This window comes from Desulfovibrio faecalis, assembly GCF_053570625.1.
The window spans coordinates 208,865-229,330 of the sequence record NZ_JBRBQR010000001.1 but is presented as its reverse complement, the minus strand read 5'-3'; the positions used below and the strand labels follow the sequence as shown (position 1 = coordinate 229,330).

19 protein-coding genes are annotated in these 20,466 nt (G+C 57.4%); 8 read left to right on the top strand and 11 right to left on the bottom strand.

Annotated elements, in window-relative coordinates:
- Window positions 1-26 precede the first annotated feature (26 nt).
- The 5 genes from ACUZ79_RS00945 to ACUZ79_RS00925 all read left to right on the top strand — a co-directional run bounded on the left by ACUZ79_RS00945 (window position 27) and on the right by ACUZ79_RS00925 (window position 5,686).
- A complete protein-coding gene (locus ACUZ79_RS00945) occupies window positions 27-563 on the top strand; it encodes a GtrA family protein (RefSeq protein WP_449250418.1) in 537 nt (178 codons plus the stop codon).
- Entirely contained in the window at window positions 560-1,534 is a 975-nt protein-coding gene (locus tag ACUZ79_RS00940) for a glycosyltransferase family 2 protein (protein ID WP_449250417.1), read from the top strand. Before ACUZ79_RS00945 ends, ACUZ79_RS00940 begins: the two co-directional genes overlap by 4 nt.
- 173 nt (window positions 1,535-1,707) lie before the next feature.
- Window positions 1,708-3,348 carry an L-lactate permease gene (locus ACUZ79_RS00935; protein ID WP_449250416.1) on the top strand — a complete coding sequence of 547 codons (1,641 nt, stop codon included), beginning with the start codon at window positions 1,708-1,710 and terminating at the stop codon, window positions 3,346-3,348.
- 205 nt (window positions 3,349-3,553) lie between these two features.
- Complete coding sequence (locus ACUZ79_RS00930; protein ID WP_449250415.1) at window positions 3,554-5,368, top strand: KUP/HAK/KT family potassium transporter; 1,815 nt, start codon at window positions 3,554-3,556, stop codon at window positions 5,366-5,368.
- A 42-nt stretch (window positions 5,369-5,410) separates the two neighbouring features.
- Entirely contained in the window at window positions 5,411-5,686 is a 276-nt protein-coding gene (locus tag ACUZ79_RS00925; protein WP_449250414.1) for a hypothetical protein, read from the top strand.
- Window positions 5,687-5,948: 262 nt separating this feature from the next.
- Here the strand turns inward: ACUZ79_RS00925 and lepA are convergent, their stop codons facing one another.
- From lepA to ACUZ79_RS00870, 11 genes are all read right to left on the bottom strand, one after another.
- A complete protein-coding gene (lepA, locus tag ACUZ79_RS00920; protein WP_449250413.1) occupies window positions 5,949-7,754 on the bottom strand; it encodes a translation elongation factor 4 in 1,806 nt (601 codons plus the stop codon).
- 293 nt (window positions 7,755-8,047) lie between these two features.
- Window positions 8,048-8,449 (bottom strand): F0F1 ATP synthase subunit epsilon, encoded by a 402-nt coding sequence (locus tag ACUZ79_RS00915; protein WP_022658958.1) that lies wholly within the window; start codon window positions 8,447-8,449, stop codon window positions 8,048-8,050.
- 97 nt (window positions 8,450-8,546) lie between these two features.
- Window positions 8,547-9,968 (bottom strand): F0F1 ATP synthase subunit beta, encoded by a 1,422-nt coding sequence (gene atpD / locus ACUZ79_RS00910; protein WP_240823205.1) that lies wholly within the window; start codon window positions 9,966-9,968, stop codon window positions 8,547-8,549.
- Between the two features lie 10 nt (window positions 9,969-9,978).
- Window positions 9,979-10,863 carry a F0F1 ATP synthase subunit gamma gene (locus ACUZ79_RS00905; protein ID WP_240823204.1) on the bottom strand — a complete coding sequence of 295 codons (885 nt, stop codon included), beginning with the start codon at window positions 10,861-10,863 and terminating at the stop codon, window positions 9,979-9,981.
- Window positions 10,864-10,889: 26 nt separating this feature from the next.
- Entirely contained in the window at window positions 10,890-12,398 is a 1,509-nt protein-coding gene (gene atpA, locus ACUZ79_RS00900; RefSeq protein WP_240823203.1) for a F0F1 ATP synthase subunit alpha, read from the bottom strand.
- Window positions 12,399-12,401: 3 nt separating this feature from the next.
- On the bottom strand, window positions 12,402-12,953 hold the full coding sequence (gene atpH, locus ACUZ79_RS00895; protein ID WP_192113070.1) for an ATP synthase F1 subunit delta: 552 nt from the start codon (window positions 12,951-12,953) through the stop codon (window positions 12,402-12,404).
- The gene (locus tag ACUZ79_RS00890; RefSeq protein ID WP_192113069.1) at window positions 12,950-13,531 is read right to left on the bottom strand and encodes an ATP synthase F0 subunit B; all 582 of its coding nucleotides are present in this window, start codon (window positions 13,529-13,531) and stop codon (window positions 12,950-12,952) included. Before ACUZ79_RS00890 ends, atpH begins: the two co-directional genes overlap by 4 nt.
- Window positions 13,532-13,637: 106 nt before the next feature.
- Entirely contained in the window at window positions 13,638-14,057 is a 420-nt protein-coding gene (locus tag ACUZ79_RS00885; protein ID WP_192113068.1) for an ATP synthase F0 subunit B, read from the bottom strand.
- Window positions 14,058-14,483: 426 nt separating this feature from the next.
- Window positions 14,484-15,554 (bottom strand): glycosyltransferase, encoded by a 1,071-nt coding sequence (locus tag ACUZ79_RS00880; protein WP_449250412.1) that lies wholly within the window; start codon window positions 15,552-15,554, stop codon window positions 14,484-14,486.
- A gap of 36 nt (window positions 15,555-15,590) precedes the next feature.
- Window positions 15,591-16,136, bottom strand: coding sequence for a shikimate kinase AroL (gene aroL / locus ACUZ79_RS00875; RefSeq protein WP_449250411.1), 546 nt, complete (start codon window positions 16,134-16,136; stop codon window positions 15,591-15,593).
- A 9-nt stretch (window positions 16,137-16,145) separates the two neighbouring features.
- Entirely contained in the window at window positions 16,146-17,219 is a 1,074-nt protein-coding gene (locus tag ACUZ79_RS00870; RefSeq protein ID WP_240823200.1) for a M24 family metallopeptidase, read from the bottom strand.
- A 199-nt stretch (window positions 17,220-17,418) separates the two neighbouring features.
- On the opposite strand from ACUZ79_RS00870, the gene ACUZ79_RS00865 reads away from it, so the two are divergent.
- From ACUZ79_RS00865 to ACUZ79_RS00855, 3 genes are all read left to right on the top strand, one after another.
- Window positions 17,419-18,228 (top strand): iron-sulfur cluster-binding protein, encoded by an 810-nt coding sequence (locus ACUZ79_RS00865; RefSeq protein WP_192113064.1) that lies wholly within the window; start codon window positions 17,419-17,421, stop codon window positions 18,226-18,228.
- A gap of 175 nt (window positions 18,229-18,403) precedes the next feature.
- Window positions 18,404-19,330: a dihydroorotate dehydrogenase gene (locus tag ACUZ79_RS00860; protein WP_240823199.1), complete on the top strand. Its 927-nt coding sequence runs from the start codon at window positions 18,404-18,406 to the stop codon at window positions 19,328-19,330.
- A 3-nt stretch (window positions 19,331-19,333) separates the two neighbouring features.
- Window positions 19,334-20,464: a hypothetical protein gene (locus ACUZ79_RS00855; RefSeq protein WP_449250410.1), complete on the top strand. Its 1,131-nt coding sequence runs from the start codon at window positions 19,334-19,336 to the stop codon at window positions 20,462-20,464.
- Window positions 20,465-20,466 lie beyond the last annotated feature (2 nt).

Here is a 20,466-nt window from a genome sequence, read left to right as displayed (position 1 = left end):
GCTCGCCGGTGCGCAGGAGATTTGCCGTGGTTAGCGGCTGGCAGGCTGTGCCGGGTTTCAGATGGCTGGCGGATCTGGTGCGCGGGCTTTTGGCCCGGCGCTGGGTGCGCTTTGGCATTGTGGGCGGCGCGGCTTCCGTAAGCTATTTTCTACTGGGGCTGTTGTTCGTCAACATGGCAGGTTTGCCCACGCTTGTGGGCAACGCCCTTGCCTATGCGCTCAGTTTTATTGTTTCCTATCTTGGGCAATGCCTGTGGACGTTCCGCGCTGCGGATTCCGCCGCAGGCATTGCCAGCCACCGAACCATGTTGCCGCGCTTTGCGGCTACCCAAGCAGTGGGCCTGTGCTGCAATTCGATCATTGTCTGGCTGCTGGTGCGGCTTGGGGTCCCTTATGCCTGGGCAATGCCTGTTGCTGTCCTGACCGTGCCTGTCATGGTTTATGCGCTGTGCAAGGTCTGGGTATTCAGAACGCAGGCTTCATTCGCTCCCGCTGGCGCAGGGCAAAGCCCGGCCCAACAGACATCCACACCACCCACCGCGCGCAATGAGGATAAAGCATGAACGCCCCCGCAGTTTCGGTCATCATGAATTGCCTGAACAGTTCCCGCGATCTGCGCGAAGCCATGGACAGCCTCATGGCCCAGACATTCACGGATTTTGAGGTTGTTTTCTGGGACAACTGCTCAACGGACGAAAGCCCGGCCATTGCCAAAAGCTATGGCGAAAAGGTGCGCTACTTCCGGGGGGAGGGCATTGTTCCTCTGGGCGAGGGGCGCAATCTGGCCCTGGCTCAGGCCCGTGGGCGGTATCTGGCCTTTCTTGACTGCGATGACGTGTGGCGTCCTACCAAACTGGAACGCCAGGTGGCCCTGTTTGAAGGCAATCCGCGTGTGGGCCTGGTGTGCACGGATACGGAAATTTTTGACGGCAAGCGTGTGTTCAAGAGGCTTTTTGCCGAAACGTCCCCTGCGCGGGGCATGGCCTTTGCCGCATTGATGGAACGCCAGTGGATTTCCATGTCGTCCGCCATGGTCAGCCGCGAGGCTCTGGCAAGCCTTTCGCCCGATAAAACACCATCGGGTGAAGGGCGTAACGGAGGGTGGTTTGACCAGAGCCTCAACGTGTGCGAGGAGGCCGATGTTTTTTACCGCATCGCCCACGATTGGGAGCTGGACTATGTGGATGAGCCTTTGACCCTTTGGCGGGTGCACGGGGGCAACACAACCTTTCGCAAATTTGGTCAATTTGCTGATGAAACATTGCGTATCCTTGAGAAGCACCGGGTGTTGTACCCTGGCTATGATCAGGAATATTCAGGTCTTGTCACGATGATGACCCGCAGGGCGGGTTTTCAGAAAGCTGTTGCCCTGTGGCGCGAAGGGCACAACGCCGCCGCCCGGGAGGCCATAAAACCCTGGCGAAATAGCGGCCGCAAATTCAGAATTTTCTGGTGGGCAAGCTATCTGCCAGGAATTTTTTTTGACGTTGCCGCCCGCCTGTATTTCGCGCTGCCAGCCAATTTGCGACAATAGTAGTAAGTTTTGTCTCGACTTGGATAGGGAAACATATTGTATTTTTTGCTGAAAGATTATATTCGCACTCAAAGGTCTTAGTGGGGGGAAAGAGGTAGCATTTCTGGGTCGCACGGAAGGGACTCGCTCTGCTCAAGCCCCCTAGCAACACATAACAGTTGAGGGTCTGTTATATGGCTTGGACACAAGTGTATGATCCGGTTGGCGGAGCAGTAGTTTCCGCCCTGCTGGCAGGTATTCCCCTGATCAGCCTTTTTTACATGCTGGCCGTGCGTCGTGCTAAGGGGCATTACGCTGCGGTTCTCGCTGTGGCACTTTCTTTCATCCTGGCGGTTGCCGTGTGGGGCATGCCGGTCGGAACAGCGCTGGGCGCATTTAGCTACGGCGCAGCCTTTGGTCTCTTCCCCATCATCTGGATCGTTATTACGGCGGTCTGGGTGTACAACATGACTGTGGAATCGGGCGAATTTGAATACATCAAAGAATCGCTCGCGCGTCTGACAGACGACCGCCGTTTGCAGGCCATCTTTATCGCCTTTGCCTTTGGTTCCTTTATTGAAGGTACCGCTGGCTTCGGCACTCCTGTGGCGATCACCGCCGCCATGCTGGTGGGTCTGGGCTTCCGCCCCCTGTACGCCGCTGGTATCTGTCTGATTGCCAACACCGCGCCCGTGGCCTTTGGCGCCATTGGTATCCCGATCATCGTTGGCGCCCAGGTTTCCGGCATTCCGGAAATGCACGTGAGCCAGATCGTGGGCCGTCAGCTGCCCTTCCTGTCCATCCTGGTGCCCCTGTGGCTCTGCGTGGTCATGTGCGGCTTCAAGCGCGCCATGGAAGTGCTGCCCGCCATTATCGTGGCTGGCGTGAGCTTCGCCGGTTCGCAGTTCCTGTTCTCCAACTACCACGGCGCTACGCTGCCTGATATCATGTCGGCTCTTATCACCATCATCGCCATGGTGCTGTTGCTGCGCGTGTGGAAGCCCAAGACCGTGTGGCGCTTTGAGGGCGAAAAGGAAACCGTGCTGACCGGAGCTGCCCCTTCAACGGGTATCGTGCTCCGCGCTTGGCTGCCTTACATTGTTCTGGCCGTCATGGTGTTCTTGTGGGGTCTGCCTCAGTTCAAGAACATGCTGAACGCCGTGCCCGGTTCGGTGCTTAAGTTCTCCTGGCCTGCTCTTGACGGCATGGTGCACAAGGCTGCTCCCATCCTGGCCGCTGGCAAGGATCCCAACTACCCCGCAGTGTTCACGTTCAACTGGCTCTCCGCCGGTGGTACGGCCATTCTGCTGGCTGGTTTCTTCTCCGTGCCTTTCATGCCTGGTTATTCGTTTGGCAAGGCCGTCAGCTGCCTGTTCCGCACCGTTCATCAGCTGCGCTTCCCCATCCTGACCATCGCCATGATCCTGGGCCTGGCTTATCTCATGAACTTCTCCGGCATGAGCTCCACCCTGGGTATTGCCTTTACCCTGACTGGCCCGCTGTTCCCGCTCTTCTCGCCCGTCCTGGGCTGGCTGGGCGTGTTCCTGACCGGTTCGGACACTTCTTCCAATGCCCTGTTCTGCGGTATGCAGCGCTCCACGGCTGAAGTGGTGGGCATGGATCCGGCTCTGGCCGTTGCCGCCAACTCTTCCGGTGGTGTTACCGGTAAGATGATTTCGCCCCAGTCCATCAGTGTGGCAACCGCTGCCACCAACCTGGTCGGGCATGAAGGCGACCTCTTCCGGTTTACGCTTGGGCACAGCTTGGCCATGACGGCCTTTATCTGCGCGCTTACTTACTTGCAGTCCAACGTGCTGCATTGGATGCTGCCGTAAACTTGGTTTTCCTTCCGTAATATGGCGCCGCCCCGCAAGGGGCGGCGTTTTTGCGTTTATGGGGAGGGAAGCAAGCCGCTGCATGGGCAGAGCATAATCGCCCCCCGTCAGAGAACCAGCAAACCCTTATGTCCCGGGCATTTCAGGCTGTCTTGCCAGTAGCCCTAGTCTGCTTTATGGTGCGCTGCAATGCTTGGAGGACTACATGGATTCGCAGCAGATAACGTTTTCTTCAACCGTCAAATCGCTGGGCCTTGTGTTTGGCGATATCGGCACGAGCCCCATATATACGCTGGCAGTCATATTCATGCTGACCGAGCGCACAGAAGACCATTTTATCGGCATTCTTTCGCTGATTATCTGGACGTTGCTGCTGCTCGTAACCGTGGGCTATGCCTGGCTGGCCATGAGCCTGAGCAAGGGCGGCGAGGGCGGCACCATTGTGCTGCTTTCCATCCTGCGGCCATTGCTGCGTTCTGGCAGAAAAATCGGCTTTGCTTCGGTTATGGCCTTTGTGGGTGTTTCACTGCTCATTGGTGACGGGGTCATTACCCCGGCCATTTCCATCCTTTCAGCGGTGGAAGGCCTGACCCTTGTGCCGGGCCTTGAGGAAACCCCCAAGGTAGCGATAATTGGCGTTGCACTGGTATTTACAACCCTGCTTTTCGCCATACAGAAAAAAGGCAGTGGCGCAGTGTCTGGCGTGTTTGGCCCGATTATGGCGCTGTGGTTCGGCGTGCTGGCAGTTTCAGGCATAGCCTCCATTACGCAGGCACCTCAGGTGGTCAAGGCGCTGAACCCCATATATGCCATCGACTTTATGGTGCACAATGGAATTGCGAGCTTTTTTGTACTTTCTGAGGTTATTTTGTGCGCTACAGGCGGCGAGGCTCTCTATGCGGATATGGGGCACATGGGGCGTAAACCCATCATTGCAGCATGGGGCATTGTTTTTGTGGCTCTGGTAGCCAGTTATATGGGGCAGACCTCGTTTCTTATCCGCAATCCTGATGCCGGGAACGTGCTCTTTGAATTGATCAACAGCCAGGCCAGACATCTGTATATTCCGTTCTTGATACTCAGCCTCATGGCCACGGTCATTGCTTCACAGGCCCTCATAAGCGGCTTGTTTTCCATCATGTATCAGTGCATGGCAACGCACATCATGCCCTTGTTCAAGGTAGACTTTACCTCAAAAGAGCTGCACTCGCAGATATATATCAATTCAGTAAATTGGGCTTTGTATGTGGCAGTGGTGCTCGCCATCTGTGGATTTGGCGAATCCCACAAGCTTGCTGCGGCATACGGCCTTGCCGTTACCGGCACCATGTCCATAACCGGCGTATTTATGGTCTGGATTTTCCATTTGCAGGGGCGGCACTTCAATTCCGTCATTGCGGCCATAGTCTGTGTGCTTGATTTCATCTACCTCTTTGCGAATTTTTATAAATTTCCGCACGGCGGGTACTGGTCAATTCTTATTTCCCTTATTCCTCTTACTGTTATTCTTATCTATACCCGTGGGCAGAGGGCTGCGTATCAACGCATGCGCCCCATGGGCAAGGAGCAGTTTCTGGAAAAATTTGCCGAAGAAAGGGCCAGGGGCTGCGCCATACGCGGTACAGCCATCTTTTTTCTGCGCAGTCTGGACAAGGTTTCGCCCTACATAGTCAAGACCATGTTCAGCAATGGCATCATTTATGAGCAGAACATCATGCTTTGCATTGGCCGTACCAATGAACCCATTGGCGTGACATGGCATTTTGATGAAGATCCCGCTGAGGGTATTCGTGTATTTGAAGTTGCTGCGGGCTATATGGAGGTAGTTGATATCTACCACATACTGTCCGAAGCGGGCATCAAACCACGCGTAATATTTTATGGTGTGGAAGACATCCTCACCAGTTCGCCCGTGTGGCGCATTTACGCCATCATCAAAAAACTGGCGCCATCGTTCGTGCAATTTTACAAAATGCCTGTGCATGCCGTGCACGGGGTTATCAGCCGCATAGACATGTAGCTTGGGCGCTTTGACCAAGCATGCTTACAAGGAAGACTCGCCATGCAGAAAGATCCATTGGTTGGCAGCGGCTTGCTTATCCTGTGCCTGCTGGCAGGTTGCCTGGCATGCGGTTGCACCCCTAGGGAGCGGCCTCCCCTGACATTTGATGATCAGCAGGCCTTGGCAGCCAATCAGCAGTGCCGGGCAGAAGCCACACAGATGAACAATGAGTGGCGCGGCGATACCAGCTACTTCCCTTGGCGTGCCTATTACGACATGTGTATGAAGCGCTTTGAGATCAGTGATGCGGAAATGCGCAAGCTGCGCCTGCCGTAATCATGCCTGTTGCAAGCCAGCCATGACCACACAAGAAAGCCTGCGTCGCTGTATCGACCGTTTTGGTAAGAGACAAAAAGTGCGGCTCTGGTTCGCCCTGTGAGCCGGTTTTTTTAATTTTTGATAGATGGGTGTGTGCTGGCGTTGTCACGCCTGGAAGGGCCGTTTATGGCCCAATTGGGCCGTAGTGGCTGCGGGACATGCTGCGATGCAAAAAGAAGGGTGACTCAAGCGAGTCACCCTTCTTTTTGCATTTTCAAGTCTATTCGTCGCCCACTTTGAGGGCAGCGAGAAACGCTTCCTGCGGCAACTCGACGTTACCCATGCGCTTCATGCGTTTTTTGCCTTCCTTCTGCTTTTCAAGCAGCTTGCGCTTACGTGTAATGTCACCGCCATAGCACTTGGCGGTCACGTCCTTGCGGAAGGCTGACACGGTTTCGCGGGCAATGATCTTTTGCCCGATGGCTGCCTGAATGGCTACCTGGAAAAGCTGGCGGGGAATGCTGCGCTTGAGCTTGAGCGCCAACCCGCGTCCGTAGGTATATGCGCGGTCGCGGTGAACGATGACGGCAAGAGCGTCAACGGTTTCACCATTGAGCATGATGTCGAGGCGCACGAGGTCAGATTCTCGGTAGTCCAGCGGGTGGTAATCCATGGAGGCGTAGCCGCGCGTGGCAGACTTGAGCCGATCGAAAAAGTCGTAAACAATTTCTGCGAACGGCAACTCATAGGTGACTACCACGCGGTTGGTGGCCAGATAGTGCAGATTTCTCTGCATGCCGCGCTTTTCTTCGCACAGCTTCATGACGTTGCCCACGTAATCGTTGGGCACGTGGATATCCATGTTCACATACGGTTCGTAAAGTGCGCGTATCTTGGTGGGGTCTGGCAGGTGGCTTGGGTTGTCAATCTGCAAGGTCTTGCCATCGTTTGTGTCCACCTTGTAGACCACAGAAGGCGCGGTGGCGATGAGGCTGACCTCAAATTCGCGCTCCAACCGCTCCTGAATGATCTCCATGTGCAGCAGGCCAAGAAAGCCGCAGCGGAAGCCAAAACCCAGAGCCTGAGATGTTTCCGGCTCAAAGGAGAAGGCCGCGTCATTGAGTTGCAGCTTTTCAAGGGCGGTTTTCAGGTTTTCGTACTCGTCAGACTCTGTGGGGTACAGACCGCAGAAAACCATGGGCTTCACTTCTGTAAAGCCGGGAACAGGTGTTGTGGCAGGGTTTTCCGCCAGTGTGATGGTGTCGCCAACGCGCGCATCGCCCAGATCCTTGATGGAGCCGCACATGAAACCCACTTCACCTGCATGAAGCTCGTTCACATCTGTGGCTTCGGGGGAGAACACGCCAAGGCGCAGCACTTCATATTCCTTGCCGGTGCTCATCAGGCGTACCATGTCGTTACGCTTGATAGCGCCGTCCATAATGCGGAACAGGATAACTACGCCCTGATAGCTGTCGTACCACGAGTCGAAGATGAGCGCTTTGAGCGGGGCCGCCACATCGCCCTTTGGGGGGGGGAGCCGGTGCACAATGGCTTCAAGAACCGCGTCAACGCCCATGCCTGTTTTGGCGGAAACTGGCATGGCCTCGGAGCAGTCAAGGCCGATGCTCTCTTCGATTTCGGCCTTTACGCGATCAACTTCGGCGCTAGGCAGGTCGATTTTATTGAGCACCGGCACGATTTCGTGATCGTGATCAAGAGCAAGATAGACGTTGGCAAGCGTTTGCGCTTCAACGCCCTGAGTGGCATCAACAACCAGCAGCGCACCCTCGCAGGCAGCAAGGGAGCGCGAAACTTCATAGTTGAAGTCCACATGCCCAGGGGTATCAATGAGGTTCAGTTCGTACATTTGGCCGTTCTGGGCTTTGTACGGAATACGCACTGTCTGGGCCTTGATGGTGATGCCACGCTCCCGTTCCAGCTCCATTTTGTCCAGATACTGCTGGCGCGCCTCCCGCTTGCTGACAACCTGGGTCAGCTCAAGAATGCGGTCGGCCAGGGTGGATTTGCCGTGGTCGATGTGGGCGATAATGCAAAAATTGCGGATATTTTCCTGATTGGGCATGGTCATGTCCTGGGAAACTGGATGGGTTGGCGGCGAATTTTCCGCGTTTGAACCTCTATCAATATCCAAGATTCGTGCGGAAGTCTATTTTTTGTAGGGTGCGAATTCTTGGCAGAATGTCGATTTTAGCCTGAACACTGCATACCTTTAGGATGCCAGGTTGGGCAGATGGAAATGCCGAAGAGGGGGGAGGTGTAACAGGCCGGTCGCATGAAATTCAAGAAAAAAGCAAAGCCGCAACAGCGCGGAATTTTCCACGCTGCTGCGGCCCTACAAATCTGAAAATTGGTAGCTCAGCGGAGCTGGGCCAGTTGCAAGCGCACAACTGCGCGTTGCAGAGCGGCTTCAGCGCGGACAATGTCCACCTTTTCGTCATGGCTGGCAATGCGCTTTTCAGCGCGTTCCTTGGCTGCCATGGCGCGAGCGGTGTCAATGCTGTCCGCCAGCTCTGCCGATTCGGCCAGCACTGTGAGCACATCGTTGTTCACATCGGCGAAACCGCCAGAGATGAAAACGTGCCCATCTTTGCCGTCAGCGCGGTAGCGCAGGCCGCCGATCTTCAGGGCAGAAAGCAGGGAAACGTGCTTGGGCAGCACGCCGAATTCGCCCTCAATTCCAGGGCAGACGGCCATTTCCACTTCGCCGCTGACCACGGTTTTGTCCGGCGTAACCACTTCAAGTTGCAGCGTGCCCATAGGTACTCCTTCGCTCCTGATATACGCAGATGGCCGGGTTCGGGTCGCGCCTTTAGCAAGGCGCGACCCAGAACCTCAAAGCGTTGCGATTAACGCCTTACTTCTCTTCCTGCAGCTTGCGCTGTTCGTACTTGGCAACGGCCTGTTCAATACCGCCCAGCATGTAGAAGTCGCCTTCCGCCATGTGGTCGTATGCGCCGTCCAGAATGCCCTTGAAGCCCTTGATGGTGTCTTCAAGCTTCACATACTGGCCAGGGGTGCCGGTGAAGGTTTCGGCCACGTGGAAGGGCTGCGAGAGGAAGCGCTGAATGCGGCGCGCACGCGCAACGGTCAGCTTGTCTTCGTCAGACAGTTCGTCCATGCCGAGGATGGCGATGATGTCCTGAAGTTCTTTGTACTTCTGGAGCACCATCTGCACACGACGGGCCACCATGTAGTGATCTTCGCCCACAACGTTGGGGTCGAGGATGCGCGAGGTGGAGTCGAGCGGGTCCACGGCGGGGTAGATGCCAAGTTCTGCGATCTGGCGGGAAAGCACGAGCGTTCCGTCCAAGTGCGAGAACGTGGTGGCCGGGGCCGGGTCGGTCAAGTCGTCAGCAGGGACGTAAACGGCCTGCACCGACGTGATCGAACCGTTGTTGGTCGAGGTGATGCGTTCCTGCAAGGCACCAAGGTCAGTACCCAGGGTGGGCTGATAACCCACGGCCGAAGGCATGCGGCCAAGCAGAGCGGACACTTCGGAACCAGCCTGCGTGAAACGGAAGATGTTGTCGATGAAGAGCAACACGTCCTGATGTTCTTCGTCACGGAAGTATTCCGCGCAAGCAAGGGCCGTAAGGGCCACGCGGGCACGGGCTCCCGGAGGTTCGTTCATCTGACCGTACACAAGCGTGGCGCGTTCCAGAACGCCTGCGTCCTTGAGTTCGTGGTACAGGTCGTTGCCTTCACGGGTGCGTTCACCGACGCCCGCAAAAACCGACGAACCGCCGTGCTGCTTGGCGATGTTGTTGATCATCTCCATCAGAATAACGGTCTTGCCCACGCCGGCGCCGCCGAAGAGGCCCATCTTGCCACCCTTGGGGAAGGGAACAAGAAGGTCAACGACCTTGATGCCGGTTTCAAGCAATTCCACCTTGGTGTTCAGATCCGTAAATTGCGGAGCCGGACGGTGGATGGGATAGTGTTTTTCAGCATTGACCGGACCCAGTTCGTCAACGGGGCGGCCGATGACGTTCAGGATACGGCCAACGGCGGCCTTGCCAACGGGAACCATGATGGGGTTCCCGGTGTCGACCGCATCCATGCCGCGGACAAGGCCTTCAGTGGCGTCCATGGCGATGGTACGAACGACGTTGTCGCCCAGGTGCTGCGCAACCTCACAGATGAGGCTGGGAGCATCGCTATTGTTCGGGTTGGTTATCTCCAGGGCGGTGAAGATACTCGGCAGGTTGCCGTCGCTGAACTCTACGTCCACCACGGCGCCGATAACCTGAACGACTTTACCGATGTTTTTGCTCATGTTTGGCTCCTTAACCCTTCAGCGCTTCAGCGCCGCCGACGATGTCGATGAGGTCGCTGGTGATGGAAGCCTGCCGCGTCTTGTTGTAGAGCCGCGTCAGCATGTTGATCATCTCGTTGCAGTTACGGGTGGCGTTGTCCATGGCAGCCATGCGGGCGGCGTGCTCGCTGGCCGAGGTGTCCAACATGCCACGGTAAACCTGCACCTTGACGTAGCGGGGCAGAAGCTCCGCCAACAGCTTTTCTTCCTGCGGCTCGTACACGTATTCGCAACGGGGCGTTCCGGCCACTTCTGCCACTTCTTCAGCTTCCGGCGTTTGCAACGGCAGAAGGCGAAGGGTGCGGGGCGGCTGGCTGCCCATGGATACGAACTCGCCGTAGATCAGCCACACTTCGTCGAATGCGAAGGTTTCGTAGCCGTGAATGACTTCCTGCGCCACTGAGCTGGCAAGAGCGAAGTCTATGCTCCCCATGCGGTCGCCATAGGCTGTGAAGATCTTGTGACCGGCAGAACGAACGGCGTCGCGGCCCTTACGTCCCACACAGGCAAAGCTGATCTCCATTCCAGCCCCGGCTTTTTCGTTCGCCAGCCGCAAAGCGGTGGCGATGATATTGCCGTTAAAGCTGCCGCACAGGCCACGGTCGGATGTAACCAGCACAATGGCGCAGTGTTTCTTTTCCTCATGCTCTGCAAGCAGGGGGTGGGCATTGCCCTCCACCTTGCTCGACAGTTCGGCGAGCACGTCGCGGTATTTGGCCGCGTACGGCCTGAAGCGCTCGATGCGGGTCTGGGCGCCGCGCAGTTTCGCCGAGGCCACCATGTTCATGGCCTTGGTGATCTGCTTGGTCTTACCGACCCCCACGATCTTCATTTTTACGTCTTTGAGTGAAGGCATGCTTATCTCCCGTATGGAGGGGGCCCCTAGGCCTTCCAGCCCTGCTTGAAGGCGGTAATGGCCTCGGTGAGCGCTTTTTCCACAGCCTCGTCAATGACTTTCTTATCTTTAATGGCGTCAAGCACGTCCTTACGCGTATCACGCATAAAGGTGAGCATGTCGTCTTCAAACTTGCGGATCTGTTCCACCGGCACGTCATCCATGTGACCACGGGTAGCGGCGTAGATGGAGGCGACCTGCTCATGCGAGGGCATGGGCTTGTACTGGGGCTGCTTGAGCAGTTCCACCAGACGTGCGCCACGATCAAGCTTGGCCTTGGTGCCCTTGTCCAGATCAGAGCCGAACTGGGCAAAAGCCGCAAGTTCGCGATACTGGGCAAGGTCAAGACGCATGGTGCCAGCGACCTGCTTCATGGCCTTGATCTGCGCTGCGCCACCCACGCGGGAAACCGAAAGGCCCACGTTAATGGCCGGACGCACACCGGCGTTGAAGAGGTTGGGTTCCAGGTACACCTGACCGTCGGTGATGGAAATCACGTTGGTGGGGATGTACGCGGAAACGTCGCCAGCCTGGGTTTCAATGATGGGCAGAGCCGTCAAAGAACCGGCGCCAAGGCTGTCGTTCACCTTCGCAGCGCGTTCAAGCAAACGCGAGTGGAGGTAGAACACGTCGCCGGGGAAAGCTTCACGTCCCGGGGGGCGACGGAGCAGCAGCGACATCTGGCGATAAGCCACGGCCTGCTTGGAAAGGTCATCGTAAATGATGAGGGCGTGCTTGCCGTTGTTGCGGTAGAACTCGGCCATTGCGCAGCCGGTGTATGCCGCAATGTACTGCAAGGGCGCGGGATCGGACGCCGTGGCTGAAATGATGGTGGTGTATTCCATCGCGCCGTGACGGCGCAGGGTGTCGGCCACCAGAGCCACGGACGACTTCTTCTGGCCGATGGCCACGTAGAAGCAGTGAATGTCCGTTTCTTTCTGCGCCAGAATGGCATCAACGCAAACGGCGGTCTTACCGGTCTGGCGGTCGCCAATGATAAGTTCGCGCTGTCCGCGGCCAATGGGAGTCATGGCGTCAATGGCCTTAAGGCCAGTAGGCATGGGCTCATGCACGCTCTTACGCGCGATGATGCCGGGGGCCTTGATTTCCACCGGGCGCACTTCCGTGGCTTCGATGGGGCCAAGGCCGTCGATGGGCTCACCCAGGGGGTTGAGCACACGACCCATAACGCCGTCGCCCACAGGCACGGAGAAGATCTTGCCGGTACGCTTGACCGGGTCGCCTTCCTTGATGCCCACGTCCGAACCGAGCAGAGCCACGCCGACGTTGTCTTCTTCGAGGTTGAGCACCATACCCATGATGCCGCCGGGGAATTCCAGCAGTTCCATGGACATCGCGTTCTTGACCCCGTAGACACGGGCGATACCGTCACCGACATAGAGTACGGTGCCAGTTTCGCTCATTTCGACGCGCTGCTCGTAGTTTTGGATTTGATCCTCAATGATCTTGCTTATCTCTTCCGCTTTGATCTGCATGTGCTATTCACCCCTCTTGAATGTCTCCCGAAGGATTCCCAACTGCGCGCGCAGACTTGCGTCCAGCACCCGGTCACCCATTTTGAGCACCATACCCCCTAGTATGTCTTTGTCCACGGCAAAGGTCAGCTCAATATCGGTGCCCGCTTTCTGTTGCAAGGTATCCTTGAGCTTAGACTTTTTGTCTGCGGAAAGTTGTACTGCGGTTATGCATTGGCCACGGATGATACCCTTGGCCTCGTCCAGCAGTTTGCCGTACCACGCTGCAATCTCGCTCAGAAAGGCAAGCCTTTCCTTATCTGCAAGCAGAAAGCAGAAGTTGCGCATGGTTTCGTCAGCCTTGAGCTTGGTCAGCAGTTTGTCGAGAACTGCCTTCTTTTCGCTTACGCCGATAACAGGGCTTTTCAGGGTAAGGTCAAGCCCAGGCGCGGCGGCAAGCATTTCACCAAGAGACGCCAGGCAATCGCCACGCGAGCTCAGGGCTGCATCCCCATCCTTTTTGCCAAGCGCAAAAATTGCGTTGGCATACCTGCGTGCAACCACGGTGTTAATCAATGGAGCACCACCTTGTTAAGGGAGTTGGCGATAAGCTTGTCGTGTTCGGCCGCATTGAGCTTTGAGCTCAGAGCTTTCTCGGCGGCGTTCACGATCTCATCGGCAATGGAGGCGCGCACTTCAGCAAAGATCGCGCGGCCTTCATTTTCCGCCGTAAGGCGCGCCTGCTCCACAATCTGAGCGGCCTGGCGGTGAGCCTCTTCCACAATGCCCTGCTTGAGGGCTTCGGCCTGCTGGCGGCTCTCGGCCAAGATGGCCTCGCGTTCAGCATTAAGGTTGGCAATGCGGGTCTCTACCGAGGCCAGCTGCTCCTTGGCCGTCTTGCGACGTTCGTCAAGATCGTCCAGCGCATTCTTGATGCCTTCGCGGCGGTTCTTAAAGAAACGCTTGGCCAGCCCGCCAACGAAGTACCAGAGGATGCCGGCAAAAATTACGAAGTTGAGCACGCGCCAGCCGAAGTCGCCCCAACGCGGCGCTGCATGCCCTTCAGAAGCCATGGCTCCCGCAGGAATGACCACCAGCGCGGCAAAGGCAATAACGAGCGGCAGGATAAACCCCGCGTGTTTCCATCTGCTCAAAGCCCACCCCCTCTGTTCGATAATACCGATTCGAAAACAGTTCCCAATGAAACCGCAACGAGAGCGTTGCGGAACGGCCCGCAAAGGCCTGAGTCAGCGCCGCTTGCTAGCCCTTGATGAGGCGGTCAGCCAGACGGGTGGAAAATTCACCCACCTGCTTGCGCAACGCAGCAAGGGTTTCCGCAGCCTGTGCCTGCAGCGAGGCGCGGGTTTCAGCCAGAATATCGCGGGCGCTTTGCTGAGCTTCGCCCACCAGCTTCTGCTGTTCGGCCACGCCTGCGGCGCGGCCAGCCTCACGGTTGCTGCCTGCGTCCTGACGGGCGCGGGCCAGTTCGGCCTCATAGTTGGTGAGCCGTTCGCCAGCCTGGTACTCGAAAGAACCGGCTTCCTCGGCCATGTCATCCATGACGCCGTTGCGCTTTTTGATGATTTCGCGGATGGGGCGAATCAGGAGGATGTTAAGCACATAAATGGCGATAAAGAAATTCGCCAGCTGAAAAAGAAGAGTGACGTTTAGGTCCAGCATGCCGCATCCTCCATGTGAATTGCGGATTGAAGGAGTTGAAAATACATAAAGCCCTTGCAAGATATCTGCTCAGCCCTGTTATGTCAAAGGGTATTGGTGACAAATTTCGCAAACTCCGCAATTTTTTTTTCACAAGCCTTGTGCTCAAGGCTGCGGGAAGTGTAAAACAGTCTTTATAACGTTTGTTTTGCACTACTGCATCAACTCCGTGTTGTCTGTGCGTCAATATTGGCTGTTTAAACAAACAAATAAAGTGCTCGACTGGTTGTGGCAGCGCGTGAAGCAGAGTCTTGTGTAATAAAGTGTGCCGTAGTTGCAGTATTGCAGTGGGTAGCGCGCGCTACTGAGTGAAAAGAGCTTGCGCAGAAAGACACAAATGAATGTTAAACCAGATTTAACAGGTCTGCATTATTAAAAAAGGATACATCAAACCAGGAGCCACTCCTGCTGCTCATGCCCTGTTTGCGAAAGCCACAGGCCAGCCTCTTCAGCTGCGCCGTGGGCCGTAAGAGCATTGAGAATTAGGCAATGCCCGGGCTTGGGCAGCGCACTGCGTCCCAGAACAGGAACGCCGTTTACGCAGTTGCCGATCTTTCTGGGATCAATATCAATGTAAGCAGCTGGTCTTGGGCCCAACATCCACAAGGGGGCCAGGCGTTGCCGGGCTACACGCCCGCCGCCGATTACCCAAACATGAGGATGAAAGGGGTTGTGTTCTTCAATCCAACGGGCCAGCCACCGTGCCCGCAGCCTGTCGCAGGCGGTGCGCGCGTATCTGCTGTCTGCCCGGGTGGCACGGGTGGGGGCGTCATTCCACACCAGCATTTCGTGCGGCAGCTTTTCCATCACCGCGCCGTGGTGAAGCCAGCGCAGCCATAGCTCCCAGTCTTCGGCGAAGTCGCCGTCACGGTATGCGCCCCATTTGTCCACGCATTTCCTGCGAAACATGACCGAAGGATGGCACAAGGGCGTATCCCGAAAACGCGCGCAGCTGATCTGGTCATGTGTGAGCAGGCTGTTCTGCCAGTCCACAAAGTGGGCAAAGCCGTGTGCTGTTGCGCGGTCTCCGCCAAAAGCTACGCAGGTTGCCGAGACGTTGAGTTGCGGATTATTGAAAAGATGCGCCGCCTGCGTGGCAATGCGCAAGGGCTGCGCCGTGTCGTCCGCATCCATGCGCGCTATAAACGAACCGCGCGCCACGGCAAGGCCTGCATTAAGCGCTGCCACAATGCCGCCGTGTGGCAGGTGCAATACCCGTAATCTGTGACCGCAACGGGCGGAGTTGACCCAGTATTTCAGAAGCTCGCGGGTGTCGTCGGTTGAGCCATCATCAGCAACAATAATTTCGAATTCGGGCAAGGGTGCGTCAGGGGCGGGGTGCTGTTCGAGCAGGCTTTGCAGGGTTGCGCCCAGCGTGTGGGCCGCATTCCACGCTGGCAGGACCACAGATACAAGCGGGGCGGTCAACCGGGATGAAATGCGATCAGTAGCAGTCATTGAAGGCAATCATTGAAGACAGGGGGGGATGTGCGGTCATGCCTTCGCGTAATCCTGCGGTTTCCGCTCCTGCCAGAGCTGCTCTATGTGTCGGCAGACAGCGGGCATGGGCTGAGATGCGTCAACTATGTGGTGGGCGGCCTGTTCATAAAGATGCCGCCGCTCGTCCAGAATCTGGCCGATTTCCTCAATGAGTCCCTTGCCGGTCAGCGAAGGGCGCTGACTGTTGACAGGGTTGCGGCACAGCCTTTCGGCAAGGATTTGCACCGGGGCATCGAGAAAAATGACCATGCCGCGCTGTCGCATGAGGAGGCGATTTCCTTCCGCCAGCACCATGCCGCCCCCGGTGGAGACAACACAGCCAGCGGGGTGCGCGTCCGACACTTCCTGTAAGGCCAGACTTTCCCGGCTGCGGAAGCCGGGCCAGCCCTCTGCAGCCACAATCTGCTCCACAGTAAGGCCCGCCCGGTGCAGCAAATGCTGATCGGTGTCGGCAAAGGGCAGGCCGAGGCTTCTGGAAAGCGCCTTGCCTATGGTGGTTTTGCCCGAAGCTCGCGCACCCACCAGAAAGAGAATGCTCATGCCGCCTCCTTAGAGGATCCTGACGCCGTCTTCTTCGACCAGTACGGTGTATTCCCAGCGAATGCCGCCCCATTTGGGGTAGTAGAGGCCAGGTTCAACGGTCACAACCATGCCAGGTTCCAGAATACCCTCAGCGCGCGGCGAAAGGCTGGGGGCTTCGTGGGTTTCAAGGCCCACACCGTGCCCAAGGCCATGAGTAAAGGCATTGGCGACGCCAGCTTTGGCAAAAACATCATGTGCCAGCGCATAGGCTGCGCGCAAAGGCATACCGGGGCGCATGCCCTCAATGGCCGATGTCTGTGCCTGCCGGGTGAGGTCGAGCGCACGGCGGAACTCGTCAGTGGGTGCAGTGCCCACCCAGAAAGTGCGGGTCTGGTCAGAGCAGTAGTTCTCAACGCGGCAACCCACATCGACCAGAACCGGGCAGTTGTCTGTGACAGCATCCTGACCTGGGATGGCATGGGGCAGGGCGGCGTTTTTACCCACGGCCACAATGTTGGCAAAGGCAAGCTCCGAAGCGCCGTTTTCACGAAAAAAGCGCTCGATGAGCCAGCTTATGTGGGCCTCTGTGCGTCCCGGCTCCAGCTGGCTCTCAACCCATTGCATCAGCTTGTGGTTGAGCGCAAAGGATTTTTCCAGCGCGGCGATTTCGCAGGGTTCCTTGATGCGGCGCAGGCGCTCGACCATGCCGTCAGCCGCTTCGAAATACAGGCCGGAGGCAGCGCCATTCAGGTCGCGGGCAAAGGCCAGACTGACGCCGTTAGCCTCAATGCCTATGCGGCTGCCGCAGCGCCTGAGCAAACCGTGCAGTTCGCGCGCTGCGCTGCCGCCATATATGAAGATGCGTTCGCGATCCCAGATGCGCGAGGCGGCGTCCAGATAACGACCGTCTGTCGCCAGCCAGTCGTGCCCATCAGACGTGATGACAAGCCTGCCAGCGCTTTCGTTAAACTGGGGATCATGCAGTTCAAAACCGGAAAGATAAAACCTGTTGGCAGCCTGGCTGACGAGCATGGCGTCAAGCCCGCGCATGCGCATGGCACGCCGGAGGTTTTCACGGCGGGAAGCGAAGATGTCACTCATAAAATTCTCCTGCGCGTACTATACTCAGCGTGGGGCTGGCTGAAAAGGTTAAATTTAACGGGGTTGAACCGGTCGGATCATGGTGGGCTGAGGAGCCAGGAGAATGGACAATTGATACATTTCTTGTATACATTAGCAAAGAGGCTTGGAGTAACGCGGTCAGTTGACCTAGAACCTAACTAGGACTATAATTATAGACATGTCACAAACATCTTCTTGCGAGCTTGATGTTCTCGATCTTGTGCCTTTTGGGCAGACCGGCAACGAAAGCCGCTTTTTTGCGTTGCGCCTCTCCCGCCCCGAGTGGACTCGGTGGCGGCCAGGGCAGTTTGTCATGATCCGGCCCCGAAATTTCGGGCTGGATATCCCTTGGGCGCGTCCCCTTGGCATCTGCCATATGACCTCCCGGCATATGATCTGCTTTTTCCAGGTGCGCGGTAAAGGCACGCGGCGCATGTCCGAGCTGCGCTCCGGCGACAAGGTGCGCGTGTGGGGGCCGCTGGGCAACGGGTTTGCCGTTGAACCGGACACCCCGACCCTGCTGCTGGCAGGCGGCATGGGCATAGTGCCCTTTGTGGGCTATGTGAGCGAGCATCCCAAGCCGTGGAATGTGTCCATGTTGTTTGGCCACCGCGAGCACATCAGTTGCTATCCTGTGGACAGCATCAACGAGCATGTGCCGCTGGACAGCCTGCGCGAAGCGGAATCCGGCGATCTGGACGACTTTATTTTTACCATTCAGGAGCGCATGAGCGAATACGCCGAGCAGAAGGGTCTTGTGCTTGCCTGCGGGCCTACGCCCTTTATGCGCACCGTGCAGAAATTTGCCGCCGAGCTTGGCGTTCGCTGCCAGGTTTCGCTTGAAAACCGCATGGCCTGCGGCGTGGGCGCGTGCCTTGGCTGCGTGACCAAAACCACAGAAGCCTGGCCGGTTGAAGCAAAGCGCGAAGGGCTGGTGCAGGTGTGCAACCACGGCCCGGTATTCTGGTCGGATCAGGTAGAACTGTAGGTTTTGCCTGCGCTTCCTTGATTCCTGAAACGACGTTAACGCCCGCATGCGGCATCCCTTACGGCCATGGCGCGCCGCACCGGCGAACTGGCGGTCGCGTGGGGATGCGCGGGCCTGTCTTGCCGGGCGAAGCCACGCACAAAATGCCGGATGCCGGCAATCTGGAGAAAGCGGCATGGATCTTTCCGTCACACTCAAGGGGCAGACGCACGATCTGACCCTTAAGAACCCTGTGCTCACGGCTTCAGGCACCTTCGGCTACGGGCTGGAGTTTGCCTCTTACGGCGATCTTGCCTCGCTTGGCGGTCTGGTAGCCAAGGGTCTTTCCCTGTTGCCGCGCCAGGGCAACCCCACGCCGCGCATTGTGGAAACCACCGCAGGCATGCTCAATGCCGTTGGTCTGCAAAATGACGGAGTCGAGGTTTTCTGCCAAGACAAGCTGCCCCGCCTGCCCTGGCAGGAAACAGCCGTTATCGCCAATATTTACGCCGGTTCGGTGGATGAATTCGCCGAACTTGCCGCCCGTCTCAATGCTGAGGAAGGCGTTGCCGCCCTTGAGGTGAACGTCTCCTGCCCCAACGTCAAGGAAGGCGGCGTGCTGTTTGGACAGGATCCGGCGCTTGCCGCCCAGGTTACGGCTGCCGTGCGCCGCGCCGCGCCGGGCAAGCACGTTATGGTCAAGCTTTCGCCCAACGTAACGGATATCGCCCTTATGGCCCGCAGCGTCGAAGACGCGGGCGCGGACAGTATTTCGTGCATCAACACACTGCTCGGCATGTCTGTTGATCTGAACAGCCGTAAGCCCTCGCTGGCCAACGTGGTGGGCGGCCTTTCCGGCCCTGCCATCAAGCCCGTGGCCCTGCGCTGCGTGTGGCAGGTGGCCCGGGCCGTGAATATTCCCGTTATCGGTATTGGCGGTATTGTCACCGCCGAGGACGCGCTGGAATTTTTACTGGTGGGCGCGCGCGCCGTGCAGGTTGGCACGGGCAACTTCATGCGGCCCGACTGTGCCTTTGCCCTGGCAGAGGAACTCCCCGCCCTGTGTGAAAAGCTGGGCATTGAAGACCTGGGCGCTTATTGCGGCAGCCTGGATTTGGACTAAATCATGTCGCTTACCGTTATTCCCGCCCGCTCCAAGCAAGAGTTTGACCAGTTTATGGATTTGCCGTGGAGCTTGTACGAGCGTGGCTCCCTGTGGACACCTGGCCTCAAGAGTCAGGATCGTGAACTGCTCACGCCCGGCGAGCATCCCTTTTGGGAAAGCGCCCGCCGCGAGCTCTTTCTTGTGTTGCGTGATGGCCGCGCCATTGGTCGCATAGCCGCCATTGTGGACGAAAAGTACAATGCCTATGCCAATGAAAAGTGCGGAGCCTTCGGCTTTTTTGAGTGCGCCAATGATCCAGAGGCCGCCCACGCTCTGCTGGATGCGGCGCACGGCTGGCTGGCCAAGCAGGGCATGCGCTTTATGCGCGGGCCGCTGAATCCCTCGGCCAACTATACCTGCGGCCTGCTGGTGCACGGCTTTGACCTTGCGCCCACCATCATGATGCCCTGGAATCCGCCGTATTACGCAGAACTGCTCGAAACGTGGCATCTACGCAAGGAGCAGGACCTTTTCGCCTATCAGATTGAACGCTCGCGCCTTACGCCGCCGGAATGGCTCAGTGAGGAGGTGACGCGCCTCAAGGCCGAAGCGCGCTTTACCTGCCGCACCTCCAGCAAGGCCACACTGGCGGAGGATATCCGCGCCATGCTGGAGCTGTACAAGGTGTCCTGGGCCAAGAACTGGGGGTTTTCTCCTCTTTCTGACGGCGAGGCGGAGCAGCACGTCAAGGAACTCAAAAGCGTTCTTGATCCGGAATTTTTTGTGCTGTTCTTCCACAATAACCAGCCAGCCGCAGGCATGGTTGCCCTGCCGGACATGGCCCCGCTCTTGCGGCGGCTCAACGGCAAGCTGGGCATCTCGGCATTGTGGCACTGGTGGCAGTCCCGCGCGGAAATTCGCGGCGGCTACCGCATCATTCTTTTTGGTATTCGCGAAGAATTCCGTCTTATGGGTCTGCCCTTGCTGCTGCTCGACTTCATGCTGGAAAAGGCGCGTCAACACCCGTATTTTCAGTGGGTTGAGGGTTCCTGGGTGCTGGAAGACAACACGCCCGTCAATGATCTGCTCGAAGATTTTTCGGGCCAGCTTACCAAGCGTTACCGCATCTATCGCAGGGAGATTCAGTCGTGACC